Origin of the sequence: Nocardioides sp., assembly GCF_036274455.1 — a bacterium.
Lineage (GTDB): Bacteria > Actinomycetota > Actinomycetes > Propionibacteriales > Nocardioidaceae > Nocardioides.
Window position 1 is genome coordinate 23260 of record NZ_DASUFR010000185.1, and the last position, 16295, is coordinate 39554.

12 protein-coding genes are annotated in these 16295 nt (G+C 71.2%); 3 read left to right on the top strand and 9 right to left on the bottom strand.

What is annotated here, in order from left to right:
- Positions 1-15: 15 nt before the first annotated feature.
- Both VFV89_RS18585 and VFV89_RS18590 read right to left on the bottom strand, forming a co-directional pair.
- Complete coding sequence (locus tag VFV89_RS18585; protein ID WP_329707454.1) at positions 16-1044, bottom strand: LacI family DNA-binding transcriptional regulator; 1029 nt, start codon at positions 1042-1044, stop codon at positions 16-18.
- A 42-nt stretch (positions 1045-1086) separates the two neighbouring features.
- Positions 1087-2100, bottom strand: coding sequence for a LacI family DNA-binding transcriptional regulator (locus VFV89_RS18590; protein WP_329707455.1), 1014 nt, complete (start codon positions 2098-2100; stop codon positions 1087-1089).
- A 38-nt stretch (positions 2101-2138) separates the two neighbouring features.
- On the opposite strand from VFV89_RS18590, the gene VFV89_RS18595 reads away from it, so the two are divergent.
- Positions 2139-3527, top strand: a complete 1389-nt coding sequence (locus VFV89_RS18595; RefSeq protein WP_329707456.1) for a GH1 family beta-glucosidase — start codon at positions 2139-2141, stop codon at positions 3525-3527.
- Here the strand turns inward: VFV89_RS18595 and VFV89_RS18600 are convergent.
- The 3 genes from VFV89_RS18600 to VFV89_RS18610 all read right to left on the bottom strand — a co-directional run bounded on the left by VFV89_RS18600 (position 3517) and on the right by VFV89_RS18610 (position 6892).
- Positions 3517-4467 (bottom strand): carbohydrate ABC transporter permease, encoded by a 951-nt coding sequence (locus tag VFV89_RS18600; protein WP_329707457.1) that lies wholly within the window; start codon positions 4465-4467, stop codon positions 3517-3519. The two genes, VFV89_RS18595 and VFV89_RS18600, sit on opposite strands and share 11 nt — an antisense overlap.
- Complete coding sequence (locus VFV89_RS18605) at positions 4464-5426, bottom strand: sugar ABC transporter permease (RefSeq protein WP_329707458.1); 963 nt, start codon at positions 5424-5426, stop codon at positions 4464-4466. The genes VFV89_RS18600 and VFV89_RS18605 overlap by 4 nt, the downstream gene beginning before the upstream one ends.
- Before the next feature lie 83 nt (positions 5427-5509).
- Positions 5510-6892 (bottom strand): ABC transporter substrate-binding protein, encoded by a 1383-nt coding sequence (locus tag VFV89_RS18610; RefSeq protein WP_329707459.1) that lies wholly within the window; start codon positions 6890-6892, stop codon positions 5510-5512.
- Positions 6893-7194: 302 nt separating this feature from the next.
- On the opposite strand from VFV89_RS18610, the gene VFV89_RS18615 reads away from it, so the two are divergent.
- Positions 7195-8286, top strand: coding sequence for a sn-glycerol-3-phosphate ABC transporter ATP-binding protein UgpC (locus VFV89_RS18615; RefSeq protein ID WP_329707460.1), 1092 nt, complete (start codon positions 7195-7197; stop codon positions 8284-8286).
- 236 nt (positions 8287-8522) lie between these two features.
- Here VFV89_RS18615 and VFV89_RS18620 read toward each other — a convergent pair whose 3' ends face one another.
- The gene (locus VFV89_RS18620; protein WP_329707461.1) at positions 8523-9419 is read right to left on the bottom strand and encodes an alpha/beta hydrolase; all 897 of its coding nucleotides are present in this window, start codon (positions 9417-9419) and stop codon (positions 8523-8525) included.
- Between the two features lie 66 nt (positions 9420-9485).
- Between VFV89_RS18620 and VFV89_RS18625 the strand changes: the two genes are divergently transcribed.
- A complete protein-coding gene (locus tag VFV89_RS18625) occupies positions 9486-10397 on the top strand; it encodes an esterase/lipase family protein (protein ID WP_329707462.1) in 912 nt (303 codons plus the stop codon).
- Here VFV89_RS18625 and glpX read toward each other — a convergent pair.
- The 3 genes from glpX to VFV89_RS18640 are packed head-to-tail and all read right to left on the bottom strand — an operon-like array spanning position 10362 to position 16271.
- The gene (gene glpX, locus VFV89_RS18630; protein ID WP_329707463.1) at positions 10362-11381 is read right to left on the bottom strand and encodes a class II fructose-bisphosphatase; all 1020 of its coding nucleotides are present in this window, start codon (positions 11379-11381) and stop codon (positions 10362-10364) included. The two genes, VFV89_RS18625 and glpX, sit on opposite strands and share 36 nt — an antisense overlap.
- 10 nt (positions 11382-11391) lie before the next feature.
- Complete coding sequence (locus VFV89_RS18635; protein WP_329707464.1) at positions 11392-12657, bottom strand: SLC13 family permease; 1266 nt, start codon at positions 12655-12657, stop codon at positions 11392-11394.
- On the bottom strand, positions 12654-16271 hold the full coding sequence (locus VFV89_RS18640) for a TIR domain-containing protein (RefSeq protein WP_329707465.1): 3618 nt from the start codon (positions 16269-16271) through the stop codon (positions 12654-12656). Before VFV89_RS18640 ends, VFV89_RS18635 begins: the two co-directional genes overlap by 4 nt.
- Positions 16272-16295 lie beyond the last annotated feature (24 nt).

Here is a 16295-nt window from a genome sequence, read left to right on the forward strand (position 1 = left end):
AGCCTGGATCCAGGCTCAGGCTGTCGCCGGCCCGCTCGACCCTCGCTGGACCAGCCGGACCGGTACGTCGAGGTCGCGGACCTGCTCGCCCGCGAGCAGCCGCACCGCCATCTCGGCCGCCAACCGGCCCTGCCCGGCGACGTCCTGGTCGACGGTGGTGACCCCGACCTGCTCGCCGAGCGGGTGGCCGTCCATGCCCACCACCGAGACGTCCTCGGGGACCCGCAGCCCGCTCGAGCGGGCATGGGCCATCGCGGCGAAGGCCAGCTCGTCGGAGTAGGCGAACACAGCAGTGGGCGGGTCGGGGAGGGCCAGCAGCCTGCCCATCGCCCGGCCGCCTGCCCCGACGCCGTAGGACTCGGTCACCAGCAGCTCCTCGCACGCGTCGAGCCCGGCCCCGGCCAGCGTCTCGCGCCAGGCACGCACCCGGAGCAGGTCGGAGGACCACGTGGTGCCGTCGGTGTCGCTGGTCCGGATCATGCCGATCCGGCGGTGGCCCAGGTCGACCAGGTGCGAGACGGCGAGCCGCCCCGCCTCGAGGTCGTCGACCTGCACGTGCGGATGGTCGCGGATCGAGCCGCCGGCAACCACGACGTGCACGCCCATCAGGTCCAGTCGCTCGACCTCCGCCTGTGCCATCGGGAGGGCGGTGATGATCACCGCGTCCGCCTTGCGCCTGGCCGGCAGCCCGCGCAGGAAGGCGGCGCGCTGCTCCTGGCCCTCGACCTGGTAGACGAGCATGTCCAGGTCCGCCGCGCGCAGCACCGGCGCCATGCTGGCCAGCATGGCGCTGTAGAACCACGCGTCCAGGTGCGGCATGACGATCGCCACCCGCCCGGTGCTCCCCTTGGACAGCGCGCTCGCCTCGGGGGAGATGACATAGGACAGCTCGTGGGCGATCCGCACGATGCGGTCGCGGGTGGCCTGGCTGACGCCGGGTACGCCGCGCAGCGCGCGGGACACCGTGGCGATCGACACCCCGGCCTCGCGTGCCACGTCGGCCATGTTGGCCGACCCGAGGGGCATCCCCGTGTCACTGCCCATGCGGGCAGGGTAACCACGACGTCACAAACGTTTGCAACCGCTTCACGAGGGCGGTGGTCCGGTGCTCCCGCGCTGCAGCAGCCGGGTCGGCAGGATCACCTGGGCCGGTTGCCACCACTGCTCGGTCCCCGAGGCGCCGAGCGCGTCGAGGACCTGCCGGGCGGCCAGCCGGCCCTGCTCGAGGACCGGCTGCGCCACCGTGGTGAGGTCGAAGAACGATGCCAGCTCGTGGTCGTCGATCCCCAGCACGGAGACGTCCTCGGGGACGCGCAGCTCGAGCTGGCGGGCGGCCTGCAGCACGCCGATCGCCATCTCGTCGGAGGCCGCGAAGACCCCGGTCGGCCGGTCCGGGCGCTCCAGCAGCCGGGTGCCCGCCTCGATGCCTCCGGTCACGGTGAAAGCCCCGTCGACCTCGAGGCTGGCGTCGTGCGGGAGGCCGGCCCTCGCGAGCGAGCTGCGGTAGCCCGCCTCGCGGGCGTTGGGCGCGGTGAAGTCGAGCACGCCGGGGCCGCCGACGTAGCCGATCCGCCGGTGGCCCAGCTCGATGAGGTGGTCGGTCGCCGTCCGTGCCGCCTGCTCGTCGTCGATGCGGACCGTCGCCCAGTCGGGGACGTTGGCGCCCACGAACGTCACCGGGCAGCCGAGCGCCTCGAGCCGCGCCAGCTCGGCTTCGGTGGGCTGCAGGCTCAGCACCAGCACGGCGTCGACGCGCTTGGTGAGCCGGCCGGCCTCGAAGACCCGGTGGCGGGCGTCCGCGGAGCCCGCGAGGTTGTAGAGCAGCAGGTCGTAGCCGTGCTCGCGCAGCACCTCCTCGGCGCCCTGGAGCACCGAGGCGAAGAACCAGCGGGTGACCCACGGCACCACCACCGCCACCGTGTTGGTCTGGCCGCTCGCCAGCCGGGCGGCGCTCGGCGACGGCACGTAGCCCAGCGCCCGGGCGGTCTGCTGGACCCGCTCACGCGTGCTGGCCGAGACCCCCGGCAGGCCGCGCAGGGCCCTCGAGACCGTCGCCGTGGACATCTTCAGCTCGTTGGCCACGTCCTTGATGCCGGTCATCGTGGGAGCGCTCCCGCGATCTGGGCTACGTTGAGCAGGTGATCAGCAGCCTGCCCGACACAGCCACCGTCGCCTTCGGCGTCGCCACCGCGGCCTACCAGATCGAGGGGGCGACCTCCGAGGACGGGCGCGGACCGTCGATCTGGGACACGTTCACCGCTCGGCCGGGCACGGTGCGCGACGGCTCCGACGGCTCGGTGGCGTGCGACTCCTACCACCGGTACGCCGAGGACCTCGACCTCGTGGCCCGGCTGGGCGCTGGCTGGTACCGCTTCTCGATCGCCTGGCCGCGGATCATGCCCGAGGGCACCGGCCGGGTCGAGCCACGCGGTCTGGACTACTACGACCGGCTGGTCGACGCCGCGCTCGCCCGTGGTCTCGCGCCGACCGCGACGCTCTACCACTGGGACCTGCCCCAGGCCCTCGAGGACCGGGACGGCTGGCTCAATCGCGACACCGCCGAGGCCTTCGCGGACTATGCCGGCGTCGTCCACGACCGGCTCGGTGACCGGGTCCGGGTGTGGGCGACCCACAACGAGCCGTGGTGCGCGGCCTACCTCGGCTACGCCGCCGGCGTGCACGCACCCGGCCGGCGCGAGGGCGGGGCCGGCCACCGGGCCGCGCACCACCTGCTCCTCGGACACGGACTGGCCGCCACCCGGCTGCACGACGCGGGCGTCGACGACGTCGGCATCGTGCTCAACCTGGCGCCGTACTGGCCCGAGGACCCCGACGACGAGGCGCTGGTCGCCGCCACCGACGGCATCGACGCGGTCCGCAACCGGGTATGGCTGGGCCCGCTCGTCGACGGCCGCTACGACGACGGCCTCCTGGCGGTGGCCCCCGAGCTGGCCGACCCCGCGCTCGTGCGAGACGGCGACCTCGCGCTGGTGCGCGGCTCCGCGGACTGGGTCGGGATCAACTACTACACACCGTTCCGCACCGCCGCCCCGGGCTCCGCCGAGCGGCACCCCGAGCAGGACGCCTACCCCGGGACCGCGCCGGTGTCGTTCGTCGTGCGCGAGCCGCGCACCGACATCGGCTGGGAGGTGGACGCCTCCGGTCTCGAGCAGCTCCTGGTCGACACCCACCGCCGCACCGGCCTGCCTCTCATGGTCACCGAGAACGGCGCGGCCTACCCCGACACGGTGCTCGACGCCGAGGGGACCATCGACGACCAGGACCGGATCGACTACCTCCGTGACCACATCGCGGCGACCCGGAGGGCCCGGGAGGCGGGCGCGGACGTCCGTGCCTACGTCGTCTGGACCCTCCTGGACAACTTCGAGTGGGCAGAGGGGTACACCAAGACCTTCGGGATCGTCCACGTCGATCCTCGCGATCAGACCCGGACGCCCAAGGCTTCTTTCCACTGGCTCGCGGCGCACATCAGCGACCCTGGCGTCGGCTCGACCGTCAGCCCTTGACGCTTCCTGCCAGCAGCCCGCGCACGAAGTAGCGCTGCAGCGACAGGAAGACGACGAGGGGGACGACCAGCGAGACGAACGCGCCCGCGGACAGCAGGTGCCAGTCCTGGCCCTTGGTCCCCGAGAGCTCCGCCAGCCGCACCGTCAGCGGTGACACGTCGAGGCTTCCGCCGCCGAAGACCAGGGCGACCAGCAGGTCGTTCCAGACCCACAGGAACTGGAAGATCGCGAAGGCGGCGATGGCCGGCGTCATCAGCGGCAGCATGATCCGACTGAAGATCTGCACGTGGCCGGCGCCGTCCACCCGCGCCGACTCGATCAGCTCACCGGGGATCTGCGACATGAAGTTGTGCAGCAGGTAGATCGCCAGTGGCAGTGCGAAGATCGTGTGCGACAGCCAGATCGTGTAGAAGCCACCTCCCGGCGCATCCGCCCCCGCCAGCGGCTGCAGGTTGAACGGCGGCTGCACGTAGAGCTTGAGCAGCGGGATCATCGTCACCTGGATCGGCACGATCTGCAGGGCGAAGACCGCCACGAACAGGAAGTCGCGGCCGGGGAACTCGATCCACGAGAACGCGTAGGCAGCGATGACGGCCAGCGAGATCGGCATCAGCACCGACGGGATCGTGATCACGATCGTGTTGACGAAGTAGACCGCCAGGTCGGTGTCGGCACCGTGCAGCACGGCGTCGTAGTTGGCCCAGGTGAGCCCGCCGAGGCCGGGGTTGCTCAGGACGGTCCACCAGCCGGTGCTCTTCACGTCGTCCTCGGGCCGGAACGAAGTGATGAACAGGCCGACGGTGGGGATGGTCCACAGCACCGCGATCACGATGGCCGCGAGCGATGCCCACGGCGAGGTGAGGGTCTTGTGGGCCTTGGCGGAGGTGGTTTCCTTCTGTACGACGGTCTCTACGGAGACGGCGTTGTCGGCGACGGTCATCGGCCCTCCAGCTTCCTCATTTGGCGCACGTTGTAGACCACGATGGGCAGCACGAGCACGAAGATGATCACCGCGAGTGCGGCGCCCAGCCCGGCGTTGTTGGACCGGAAGCTCTGCACGTAGAACTCATAGGCGAGCACGCTGGTGTCGAAGTTGCCGCCCGTCGCGGTGCGGACGATGTCGAAGGCTTTCAGCGTCGTGATGCTGATGGTCGTGAGCACCACGATCAGCGAGGGTCGGATGCTCGGGACGGTGATGAAGCGGAACATCTTCAGCCCGCTCACGCCGTCGAGCCTGGCCGCCTCGACGATGTCGTCGGGGATCGCCTTGATCGAGGCCGAGAGGATCGTCATGGCGAAGCCGGCCTGGACCCAGATCATGATGATGATGAGGAACAGGGTGTTCCACGGCTCGGTGAGCAGGAACTGGTAGGTGTCGAAGCCGAGCGACTTCAGGATCTGGTTTGCCAGACCGATCTGGTCGACGCTCTTGTCCTTGTAGTCGTAGACGAACTTCCAGATCAGCGAGGCGCCGACGAGCGAGATCGCCATCGGAAGGAAGATCAGCCCCTTGGCGAACTTCTCCATGCGGGCCCGGTCGACCAGGACGGCGTAGACCAGGCCGATGAACGTCGACACGGTCGGCACCAGGAGCACCCAGAGGAAGGTGTTGCGGAGCACCCGGAGCTGCCCGGAGTCGGTGAAGATCGTGTGGTAGTTGTCGAGACCGACGAACTCGGTCGCGGTGTTGTTCTGGAACGACCGGTAGATCGTGACGATGGCGGGGTAGAGCAGCCCGATCGCGATCAGCGCCAGCGCCGGTATGACGAAGGCCAGGAACTGGATCCGCTCACCCGAGCGCGATCTCAGCTTCGAGGTCGCCAGCAGGATGATCGCCACGACGGCGAAGAACAATGCGATGCAGATGATCATCTGCACGAACTTCTCAGCTGAAGACATGCACACTCCCCTGCAGTCGGGCCGTCCCCACGCCCGGCCGGCTGGCGCCGGCCGGGCGCAGGGCGCGCGAGCTCAGCCGTCGATCAGGACGACGGCCAGGACTTCTCGATGTTGTCGAGAGCGTCCTGCGTGCTCTCGCCAGTGATCCAAGCAGTCATCTCCTTCCAGAAGGAGTTGGCGCCGACCTCACCCGGCATCTGGTCCGAACCGTCGAAGCGGAAGACCGCGTCGGGGTCCTGGAAGATCTGGGCGGAGAGCTGGTCGATCGGGCTGACCAGGTTGGCCACGTCCAGTCCGGTGTTCGCGCTGACCCAGCCGCCACCCGGGGTGGACTTGGCCTTCTCGTTGGCCCACACGTCGGTCGACAGGTAGGTCTGGAAGGCCTGGACCTCGGGCTTGTCGGAGAACGCCGTCACGAACTCGCCGCCGCCGAGGACCGGCTTGCCGAACTCGTCGCTCATCGTCGGGAGGTAGAAGGCGAAGACGTCGCCGTCCTCGGCCACCTTGGTGCCCTCCGGCCAGTTGGCCGCGTAGAAGCCGGCCTGGCGGTGCATCGCGCACTTGCCGTCGAGGATCGGGAGCCCGGCGTCCTGGAACGCCGTGGTGGCGATCGACTTCACGTCGCCGATGCCGCCGTTGACGTACTTGTCGTTCTTCAGGATGTTGCCGACGTCGTCGAGCGCCTCGGCGACCTGCGGGTCGTTGAACGGGATCTCGTGGTTGACCCACTGGTCGTAGACGTCCGGCCCGGAGGTGCGGAGCAGCACGTCCTCGAGCCAGTCGGTGGCCGGCCAGCCGGTGGCCTCACCGGACTCGATGCCCGCGCACCACGGCTTGATGCCGGTGGCCGCGATCTTGTCGGACAGCGCGAGCATGTCGTCCCAGGTCGACGGGACCTCCCAGCCGTTCTGCGCGAACATGCCCGGCGAGTACCACACGAAGGACTTCACGTTGGCGCCCAGCGGAGCGGCGTAGAACTTGTCGTCGACGGTGCCGTAGCCCTTCCAGTCCTCACCGAACCACTTGTCGACGTTGTCGGCGACGGCGGACGGAGCCTCCACCACCTTGCCGGTGCCGACGAGGGTCTTCAGCAGACCGGGCTGCGGGACGTAGGCGATGTCCGGCGGGTTGCCGGCCTGGACACGCACCGGCAGCTGGGCCTCGAACTCCTTGGAGCCCTCGTAGTTGACCTTGGCTCCGGTGCAGGTGGTGAACAGCTTGTAGGAGTCCTTCTGCGACTGGTCCTCTGGGGCCACGATGGAGGTGTAGACGCCCACCTCGCGCCCCGACAGGTCGCCGAAGTCCGCCAGCTGCTCCAGGTCCTTGCACTCGGACTTGTCGGCTCCGGGCCAGGTGCCACCCGCGGAACCGCCCTTGTCGTCGTCGGCACAGCTCGCCAGGGCGAGCCCTGCGCCCAGCACAGCGGCGGCCACGGCAGCCACTCGACGCGTGTTGCGTGTTCGCATGCCTTTTCCTCTCTTCATGGTCAGCAGGTCTGTCGTCTTGCTTGAAACCACCTGCCCGCTCCGTCAAGGCTCAGGTAAACGCTTACTCAGGAGGTGGTCAATAACTGCGCATAACGTTTCTGTAACGCACGTCACATGCGTGGGAACGCTCCCACTCGATGGCCACCGACGTCAACCCGCGTGTCCGAAGGGCGTCGCAACCGTGGCCCTTCCGCGACCCAGTGGCGGGCCTCTAGGGTGACCGCCGTCACTTCACTACGGATCGTCCGGCACGTACCTGCCGGTGAAGGGAGCACGCCACCATGGCCACAGTGACGTTCGAGAAGGCCCAGCGTTGGTATCCGGGGGCGGACAAGCCCGCGGTGCCGGGGATCGACCTCGAGATCGGCGACGGGGAGTTCATGGTCCTCGTCGGTCCGTCCGGATGCGGCAAGTCCACGACCCTGCGGATGCTCGCCGGGCTGGAGGAGGTCAACTCCGGGAAGATCTACATCGGCGACCGCGAGATCACCAACATGCCGCCCAAGGACCGCGACATCGCGATGGTGTTCCAGAACTACGCGCTCTACCCGCACATGACAGTGGCCGACAACATGGCCTTCGCGCTGAAGATGGCCAAGGTGCCCGTCGAGGAGCGCAAGCAGCGGGTGGCCGAGGCGGCCCGGATCCTGCAGCTCACCGACTACCTCGACCGCAAGCCGAAGGCCCTCTCGGGCGGCCAGCGCCAGCGGGTCGCGATGGGCCGCGCCATCGTCCGCGCGCCGCAGGTCTTCTGCATGGACGAGCCGCTGTCCAACCTCGACGCGAAGATGCGGGTCGCGACCCGCACCGACATCGCGAAGCTCCAGGCCGACCTGGGGGTCACCACCGTCTACGTGACCCACGACCAGATCGAGGCCATGACGATGGGCGACCGGGTCGCGGTCATGAACTTCGGCGTGCTGCAGCAGGTCGACACCCCGCTGAAGCTCTACGACAAGCCGGTCAACCTGTTCGTGGCCGGGTTCATCGGCTCGCCGGCGATGAACCTGCTCAAGGCCAAGGCCTCCGACGGACAGGCCAAGATCGGCAACTACACGGTGCCGGTCGACCCCGGCGCGGCGGCCAAGTTCGGCCCGCAGCACACCAACATCACCGTCGGCGTACGTCCCGAGTCCTGGCGCGTCGTCTCGGCCGCGGAGGGCGGGCTGCCCGTCACCGTCACCGTCGTCGAGGAGCTCGGTGCCGACGAGTTCGTCTACGGCACCTGCGACGTCGAGGGCACCCCGGGCAACATCATCATCCGGGTCAGCGGCCGCGGATCGGCCCACAAGGGCGACACCATCCACGTCACCACCGACCCCAAGGACGTCCACGTCTTCGACACCGAGACCGGCGAAAGATTGTCCGACTGATTCGGTCTCTACCCTCGTGAGCTTCGTCCCCGGGCCCACGACGACGCTCGCTGCGCTCGCAGCTTCGCAGTCGTCGTGGCCACCGGGGCCGATCACGAGGCGCGCTCGCTGCGCTCGCAAGGCTCGCTGCGCTCGCGGCTTCGCGGTCGCCATGGCCACCGGACCGATCACGAGGCGCGCTCTCTTCGCGAGGGGGGCTCGCGAAACTTGGCCGGCGGCGTCGAGCGAGGGGACAGTCAGCGCGCGCGGTCGGCGGTGCGGCGGATGCCGTCGGCGAAGGTCTCGTGGAGGGCGGGCGGGAGGTCGTGGCCCATGCCGTCGATGAGCAGCAGCTCGGCGCCGGGGATGGCCGCGGCGGTCGCTCGGCCCCCGGAGACGTGCACCATCCGGTCGGCCAGGCCGTGCACGACGAGGGCCGGCGTCGTCAGCGCCCGGAGCCTCGGGGCGCGGTTGGGCTGGGTGAGGATCGCCATCATCTGGCGCATCGTGCCGCTGGCGCTCACGCCGCGGTCGTAGGTCGCGGCGGCATCGGCGCGGATGCGCTCCTCGGTCACCGGGTAGGCGGGGGAGCCGATGATCTTCCAGGTCCGCAGGCTCGCCTCGATGTAGCCCTCGCGCCCGGCGGCATGGCCGAGCAGGTTGGGCAGCAGGCTCGGGTGCTGCCAGCCGACGGTCCGCTTGCCGGTGGTCGACATGATGCTGGTCAGCGACCGCACCCGCCCCGGCCGCGCGATCGCCATCGTCTGGGCGATCATGCCGCCCATCGAGACCCCACAGACGTGGGCGGACTCCAGGCCGAGGTGGTCGAGCAGCCCGAAGCCGTCGTCGGCCATGTCCGTGAGCGCGTACGGCGCCCGCACGCGACGGCCGGCGAAGGCGCGCGCCAGCGTGGTCCGGGTGACCCGGCCGACCATCCGGCTGGACCTGCCGCAGTCACGGTTGTCGAAGCGGATGACATGGAAGCCGCGCTCGACGAGCAGCTCGCACAGCTCCGACTCCCACCACGTCATCGGCCCGCCCAGCCCCATGACCAGGAGCAACGGCTCGCCGTCCGGGGTACCGAAGGTCTGGTAGCACAGCTCCACCTCACGGCCCACGGGGGCGAACAGCTCCTCGGAGACCGCGACCGACATACCGAAAGTGAACCAAATGCGTGGATCTCCCGGGACCACGGGTTACCCGCCCGTAACCTTGACGACGTGACCGAGTCACCGGCGACCGGCTCCCCGGACGAGGCCGGCTCCTCCCTGGGAGGGCCCCTCGCCGGCTTCCTCCTGCCGGACGGGTTCCGCCGCCCACGGGTCGCCGAGGTGCTGCGCGAGACCAGTCTGGTCCTGGAGGCCGGCCGCTACGCCGTGACCTCGCTGGACCAGCGGCGCCGGGCCCGGGTCACGCCGTACGCCGCGCGTGGCGTCTCCCGGACCGAGGAGCCGGTGATCCTGGTGCCGGGCTTCATGGCGGGCGACGCGACGCTGCGCGCGATGAGCCGCAGCCTGCGCCGGCGCGGCTTCCGCACCTACCGCGCGCACATCCGCGCCAACGTCCGCTGCACCCGGTCCGCCGCCGACGAGCTCGAGTCGCGCATCGAGTCGATCGCGATCCGGCGCGGCAGCCGGGTCCAGGTCGTGGGGCACAGTCTCGGCGGCATGCTGGCTCGGGGCCTGGCCGTGCGCCGGCCCGACCTGATCTCCGGGATCGTGACGATGGGCAGCCCGATGCTGGCCCCGGGGGCCCACCACCTGCTGCTCTCCGCCAGCGTCGACATGTTGGTCCGGCTCAGCCGGGCCGGTGTGCCGGGCCTGATGGCCGAGGACTGCGTCGCCGGTGACTGCGCCCGGCAGAGCTTCTACGAGAGCCGGGAGCCGCTGCCCGCCGACGTATCGTTCACCGCGATCTACTCCCGCCGCGACGGCATCGTCGACTGGCGGGCGTGCATCGACCCGGTCGCTCACGCGGTGGAGGTGACCGCATCCCACCTCGGCATGGCCCTGGACCCGCGGGTGATCGACGTCGTCACCGACGCACTCCACCTCCCGGCGTACGGCGGACGACCGGGGCTGCGCCCGGTGCCGGGCTCAGTGCTCGAAGTCGACAGCGGAGAAAGCGCGTAGCTTCGAGAGCTTGTGCTCGCTTCGGATGGAGCGGATCGTGCCGCTGCGCGAGCGCATGACCAGGGAGTCGGTGGTGCAGCCGCCCGGCCGGTAGCGCACCCCGCTCATCAGGTCGCCGTCGGTGATGCCGGTGGCTGCGAAGAAGCAGTCGTCTCCGGTGACGAGGTCGTCGGTGGTCAGGACGTGGTCGGGGTCGAGGTTGTGGCCGGCGTCGACGGCCCGCTGCCGCTCCTCGTCGTCGCGCGGCCAGAGCCGACCCTGGATCACTCCGCTCATGCACTTCATCGCGCAGGCCGCGATGATCCCTTCCGGTGTGCCGCCGATCCCGAGCAGCAGGTCCACGCCGCTGCCGGGCCGGGCCGCCGAGATCGCGCCGGCCACGTCGCCGTCGACGATGAACTTGATCCGCGCCCCGGTGGCCCGGATCTCCTCGGCCAGCGCCTCGTGGCGCGGCCGGTCCAGCAGGACGACGGTGACGTCGGACGGGCTGGTGCCCTTGGCCTTGGCGACCTGGTGGATGTTCTCGGCGACGGGGTAGCGGATGTCGACGACCTCGGCCGCCTCGGGTCCGGTGACGAGCTTCTCCATGTAGAAGACCGCGGACGGGTCGTACATCGACCCGCGAGGGGCCACCGCGAGCACCGCCACCGCGTTGGCCATGCCCTTGGCGGTGAGTGTGGTCCCGTCGATCGGGTCGACCGCCACGTCGCACTCCGGCCCGGTGCCGTCGCCGACCCGCTCGCCGTTGTAGAGCATCGGGGCGTTGTCCTTCTCGCCCTCGCCGATGACGACCACGCCGTCCATGCCGATGGTCGAGATCATCACGCGCATCGCGTTGACCGCGACCTGGTCGGCGCCGTTCTTGTCGCCGCGGCCGACCCAGCGCGCGGCCGCCATCGCGGCCGCCTCGGTGACGCGGACGAGCTCCAGGGCGAGGTTGCGGTCCGGAGACTCCGGGGAAGGGGCCAGGCTCGCGAGCGGCATGGCGGTGACTTTATCGGGCCAGCAGCGCGAGCACCCCCACACCGGCGACGAGCGAGGCCGGGGTGATCACGAGCGAGACCCGGTGGAACTCGGTGCTGCTCACCCTGCGGCCGGAGCGGACCAGGGTGCGCCGCCAGAGCAGGTTGGCCAGCGACCCCGTCCACGTCAGCCCGGAGCCGATGTTGAGGCCGAGCAGCGCCGCCACCACCGCCGTGGTGCCGAGCGGCGCCACCATCGGCACCAGCAGGATCGTCGCGGAGAGGTTGGTGACCAGGGCCGCCAGCAGCGTGGCGAGCACCGCCAGCGCCATGAGCGCGGCGAACGACGTGCCGTCGGGCACCAGCCGGGCCACCAGGTCGCCGAGGAAGCCGGTCGACACGGCGGCCACGGTGATGCCGAGCGCCACCACCAGCAGCGCGAACGACGGGTGCCCGGCGCGTACGACGTCACGCGGGCGGACCAGGCGGCGAGCGGCCGCCCACACCACGAGCACCAGCGCGGCCGCCGAGGAGACCCAGGCCGGCGCCACGTCCCAGTGCGAGAGCACCGCGAACCCGACGAGCATCAGCGCCACCACGACCACGGGCACGAGCGGCACCGGAGGGCCGGTCAGCTCACCGTGCTCCCGCTGCGGTGCGGCCAGATCGCCGCGGAACAGGAGCCGCAGCCCGGCGTACTCCACCACCAGCACCGCGAGCAGGACCGGCGCCATCCGGGCCGCGAACCCGAGGAAGGTGAGGTCGAGGTGGGGGAGGGCCAGCAGGTTGGTGAGGTTGGAGACCGGAAGCAGCAGCGAGGCGGAGTTGGCCATCCGCAGGCAGGCGAACGCGCCGGGCCGGTCCGAGGTGCCCAGCGTGGCCGCGGCACCGACCACGATCGGCGTCAGCAGGACGACCGTGGCGTCGAGGCTGAGCACCGCCGTGACCAGCGCGGCCAGCAGGAACACCCCCAGGAACAGCCGGTCCGGCCGGCTGTGGCTGGCCCGGCCGACGAGCCGGGCCGCCGCTGCGAACAGCCCGGCCCGCGCGCACACGTCGCAGACCACGAGGATCGTGACCAGGAAGACGACCACCGGCAGCAACGCCCGCACGGTGTCTTCGAGCTCGTTGCGGCTGACCAGCCCGGTCGCCAGCACGACGACCGTCGCCACCACCGCAACCGCGGCCTCCTGCCGCCACGGCAGGTGCAGGATGGCGGTCACGAGCAGCGCGCCCAGCGCAGCGAGCGCCAGGGCGTCGGCGAGGGCGGTCGCGACGTCGGCGTGGACGCCGGTCAAGGTGCGGTCGTCAGCGTCAGGTCGTCGTAGTCGCAGCTGGCGGAGTCGCCGTGCGTGGCGAACCCGACCGCGGTGGGGGGCCTGAGCACCGGGTCGACCACGGTGGCGACCCGGCGTCCACCGACCAGCACCACCACGACGCCGTGGTCGTCGACCACGGCGACGTCGCTGGCGAGGCCCTCGGGCACCGAGAACTCCTCGGTGTGCGTGCTGCCGAGCAGGCTGCTCCAGCTCATGGTGCCGGTGCCCGCCGCACGGTCCAGGGTCACCGAGAACTGGGTGTTGCCGTCGGAGGTGTAGAGGCCGCACTGGCCCCGGTTCCGGCCCTGGTCGGCCACCACGGCCCAGGTGGCGCCGGCGCCGGAGGTGGGCACCGACTGGCGCGCGGTGTAGCCGGCGCCCACACCGCTGACCTCGATGCGGTAGCGGCCGTTCCTGATCGAGGTCGTGACGGTCCCGGCCGGGACCTGCTGCTGGCCGGTCCCGAAGGACGTGGTGCCCTCGAAGGTGTCCCGGAACGCCACCGTCCGGGGCGTGCTCACCTCGGGAACCGCGCCGATGTTCGCCGAGGTGGACACCTCGAGCGGCGCCGGCGCGGCCCGTTCGCCGGCCGGGCACGGAGAATCGAGGTCGTCGTTGTCGAAGGCGAGCTGCCAGCTGTCCACGTCGATGCGGTGCCCGAACTCGCGGCACAGGTCATCGGAGAGCGAGCCGGAGACGTCGGTCGAGGTCGCGTGGGGGTCCCACACCCGGAGCGACCCGTCGACCCCGGCGGTCACGAGGTAGCCGTCGGGGTTGAAGGCGGCCTCGGAGACGAGCGAGGTGTGGCCCCCGGTGAGGGTGGTCAGCAGGTGACCGTCCGCGGTGTCGAAGACGTAGCCGCGGCCGGCCAGGTCGAAGCTGGCGACGGTCCCGCCGTCCAGCGACATCGCCGAGGTCCAGCTGATGGGCGGGAGCGCGGACTCCGGTGCGTTCGGGTCGGTGGCGCTGAAGCTGCTGACCGTGGTCCCGGTGGCGATGTCGACCACGGTGATCCGGTCGAAGTCCGGGAAGTCGATGAGCACGGTGCGGCCAGTCGTGTCGGCGACGAGGTGCTGGACGCCGGAGTCGGTGGATCCCGGGACCAGCGTGGTCGAGCTGCCGTCCCCGAGCGCGTTCCACACCCCGAGCCTGGTGGTGGTCGAGCCGACGAGCACCCTCCCGTCGTCGAGCACGGCGAGCGCCGTGGGGTCACCGAGGTTGCTGTGCCAGGCGCCCAGGCGGCGGGGTGCGGCCGGGTCGCGCATGTCCCAGATCGCCACCCACGAGCGGCGACCCTCGGCCATGAGGGAGCCGTCGGGGGAGAAGGCGAGGACCGGCACGGACTGGTCGTTGGCACTGAACACGGTGAGCGGGGCCGGCGGGTCGCCGGCCGCCGTGAGGTCGTAGACGCTGAGCCCGTCGACGTCGTCGGCCGCGACGTAGACCCGCCCGTCCGGCCGCACGACCAGCGCGCCGGCCTGCTTGAAGGAGCGGACCGTCGCCCGGTCGGTGTCCCACGCCAGCGTGTCGTCACCGGTCGTGACGGTCCCGATCGAGCCGCCGACGCCGAGCTGGAAGAACGTCGCCTGGCCGGGAGCCCGATAGACATCGCGGGCCGGGGAGCGGAGCAGCAGACGGGCAAGCTCCCGGAGCTCGCCCGCATCGGGGTCGAGCTCCAGCCCGTGCAGGAGGGCGGCGGCGGCCGCGGGCGGGTCGTGGACCAGCTCGCGCTGGGCGATCGCGGCCAGCTCACCGATCCTGGCCTGGTCGGCTCGCTGGCGATCGGCCCTCGCGTTGACCGCGAGGACGACGACGAGCGCGACGGCGAGCGCCGCGACGACCACACCCACCCCGGCGCGGACCATCCGGGCGCGGCGCTGGCGGGTGACGGAGGCGTCGACGTACGCCGCGACGTCCGGTGTCGCCATCGGCTGGTTGCGCCCCCGCCAGTCGCGCGCCTGGTCCAGCTCCAGCCCGGAGAGCAGCCCCGACTGGGTGGCTCCGGCCTCTCGCCAGTCGGTGGCCCGGCGCTCGAGGCGGCCGCGGAGCAGCAGGTCGTCGCGCCGGTGCTCGATCAGCTGGACCAGCGGTGGCCAGGCGGAGAACAGCGACTCGTGCGCGGGTGCGTAGACCTGCTGGTCGTTGACCTCGTTGACCACGACCAGCCTCGCGTCGACCAGGTCGTCGAGGATCTCGCGGTGCGCCGGTGGCACGTCGACGGCCCGGGCCAGCCGCTTGTGGGGCGTCTCGTCGGTCAGGCTGACCAGGTGCAGGATGGCCTCGGCGACCTGCTCCTCGGTGCGACCACCCCTTGCCACCTCGGCAGCGCGGGACGCGATCGCGCCGCGGACCCCGCCGATCGCGTCGTACTCGGCGTGGGTGAGCCGGCCGTCCTCGGCGTCGGCCGCCATCCGCGCCAGCGTGAACGCCAGCAGCGGCAGTGCCTCGCCGGAGCCGGTGTCGTCGACGAGCCGCTGGACCAGCCCCTCCTCCAGGGTCAGGTGCGAGCGGCGCGCCGGCTCGCTGATCACCTCGGCGAGGTCGGCCCGCGACAGCGGCGGGACGTGCAGCACCGTCGGCGCGATCTTCATCGCGAACCTGCCGGTCTCGGCCGCGATCTTGTCCCACATGTCGGTGCGGGCGGTCATCACGACCCGCAGCGGCGAGGGCGCGGTGCAGCTCGTGGTGAGCGCCTCGAGGAACGCGCGGCGCTCGGCCTCGGGGGTCATGGTGACCAGCTCCTCGGCCTGGTCGACCACGACGAGCACCTTGGTGTCCTCCGAGCCGTGGCCGGCCTCGCGGAGCTGTCGCACGTAGTCGGCCATCCCGCCGGGGGTGGTGAGCAGCTGCCGGCAGCGGTCGGCGTCGAGGTCGGCGCCGCCGAGCTTGGCGGCGTCGGCCAGGGCGAGGGCCATCTCGGCGAGGGGTACGTCGGACGGGGTCCACGGGTCGGTGACCAGCCAGTCCGCCGAGACCCGCAGCGCCGGCACCAGCCCTGCCCGGACCAGAGATGACTTGCCGCTTCCGGACGGCCCGAGCACCGGGATGATCGCACCCTCACGGCTGCGGCTGGGCGGGTCGACCAGCTGGCGGAGCTGGTCGATCTGGCGGTCCCGGCCGAAGAACACCGCGGCGTAGGACTCGTCGAAGGCGCGCAGCCCTGGGAACGGGGACCGGGAGGTGTCCCACCGCGCCTCCTGGTCGAGCCCGAGGGCCTCGAGCGCCCCACGCACCCGCTCCCGGTCGATGTCGCTCGAGGTGACGTGCAGCCCCTGCAGGTCCTCGGTGAGCGGGTGCGGCGCGCACCCGTCGACGAGCAGGGCGAGGATCGGCTTGCGCAGCCACCGGGTCAGCGCCAGCTCGGAGTGGCACCACTGGCTGGCGACCGACTTCGGGGTGGTGATGAAGACGACCGCGTCGCAGGCGTCGAGGTTCTCGAACAGCTGGTCACGCCACGCCTTGCCGGGCACGAGGCCGCCGGTGGGGTCGAAGTCGAGGAAGACCGACTCCCAGCCGAGGTCGGCGAGGCAGTCCTTGACCTGGGCGGCGAGCTCGTTGTCGGCAGAGGAGTGCGACACGAACAGCTGCGCCACCACTCACCTCCCCCTGGATGACCG

What these genes read in the sequence shown, in the direction of transcription:
- VFV89_RS18585 (WP_329707454.1), bottom strand. Translation starts at nt 1,044, where the DNA reads ATGGGCAGTGACACGGGGATGCCCCTCGGGTCGGCCAACATGGCCGAC.
- VFV89_RS18590 (WP_329707455.1), bottom strand. Translation starts at nt 2,100, where the DNA reads ATGACCGGCATCAAGGACGTGGCCAACGAGCTGAAGATGTCCACGGCG.
- VFV89_RS18600 (WP_329707457.1), bottom strand. Translation starts at nt 4,467, where the DNA reads ATGACCGTCGCCGACAACGCCGTCTCCGTAGAGACCGTCGTACAGAAG.
- VFV89_RS18605 (WP_329707458.1), bottom strand. Translation starts at nt 5,426, where the DNA reads ATGTCTTCAGCTGAGAAGTTCGTGCAGATGATCATCTGCATCGCATTG.
- VFV89_RS18610 (WP_329707459.1), bottom strand. Translation starts at nt 6,892, where the DNA reads ATGCGAACACGCAACACGCGTCGAGTGGCTGCCGTGGCCGCCGCTGTG.
- VFV89_RS18615 (WP_329707460.1), top strand. Translation starts at nt 7,195, where the DNA reads ATGGCCACAGTGACGTTCGAGAAGGCCCAGCGTTGGTATCCGGGGGCG.
- VFV89_RS18620 (WP_329707461.1), bottom strand. Translation starts at nt 9,419, where the DNA reads ATGTCGGTCGCGGTCTCCGAGGAGCTGTTCGCCCCCGTGGGCCGTGAG.
- glpX (WP_329707463.1), bottom strand. Translation starts at nt 11,381, where the DNA reads ATGCCGCTCGCGAGCCTGGCCCCTTCCCCGGAGTCTCCGGACCGCAAC.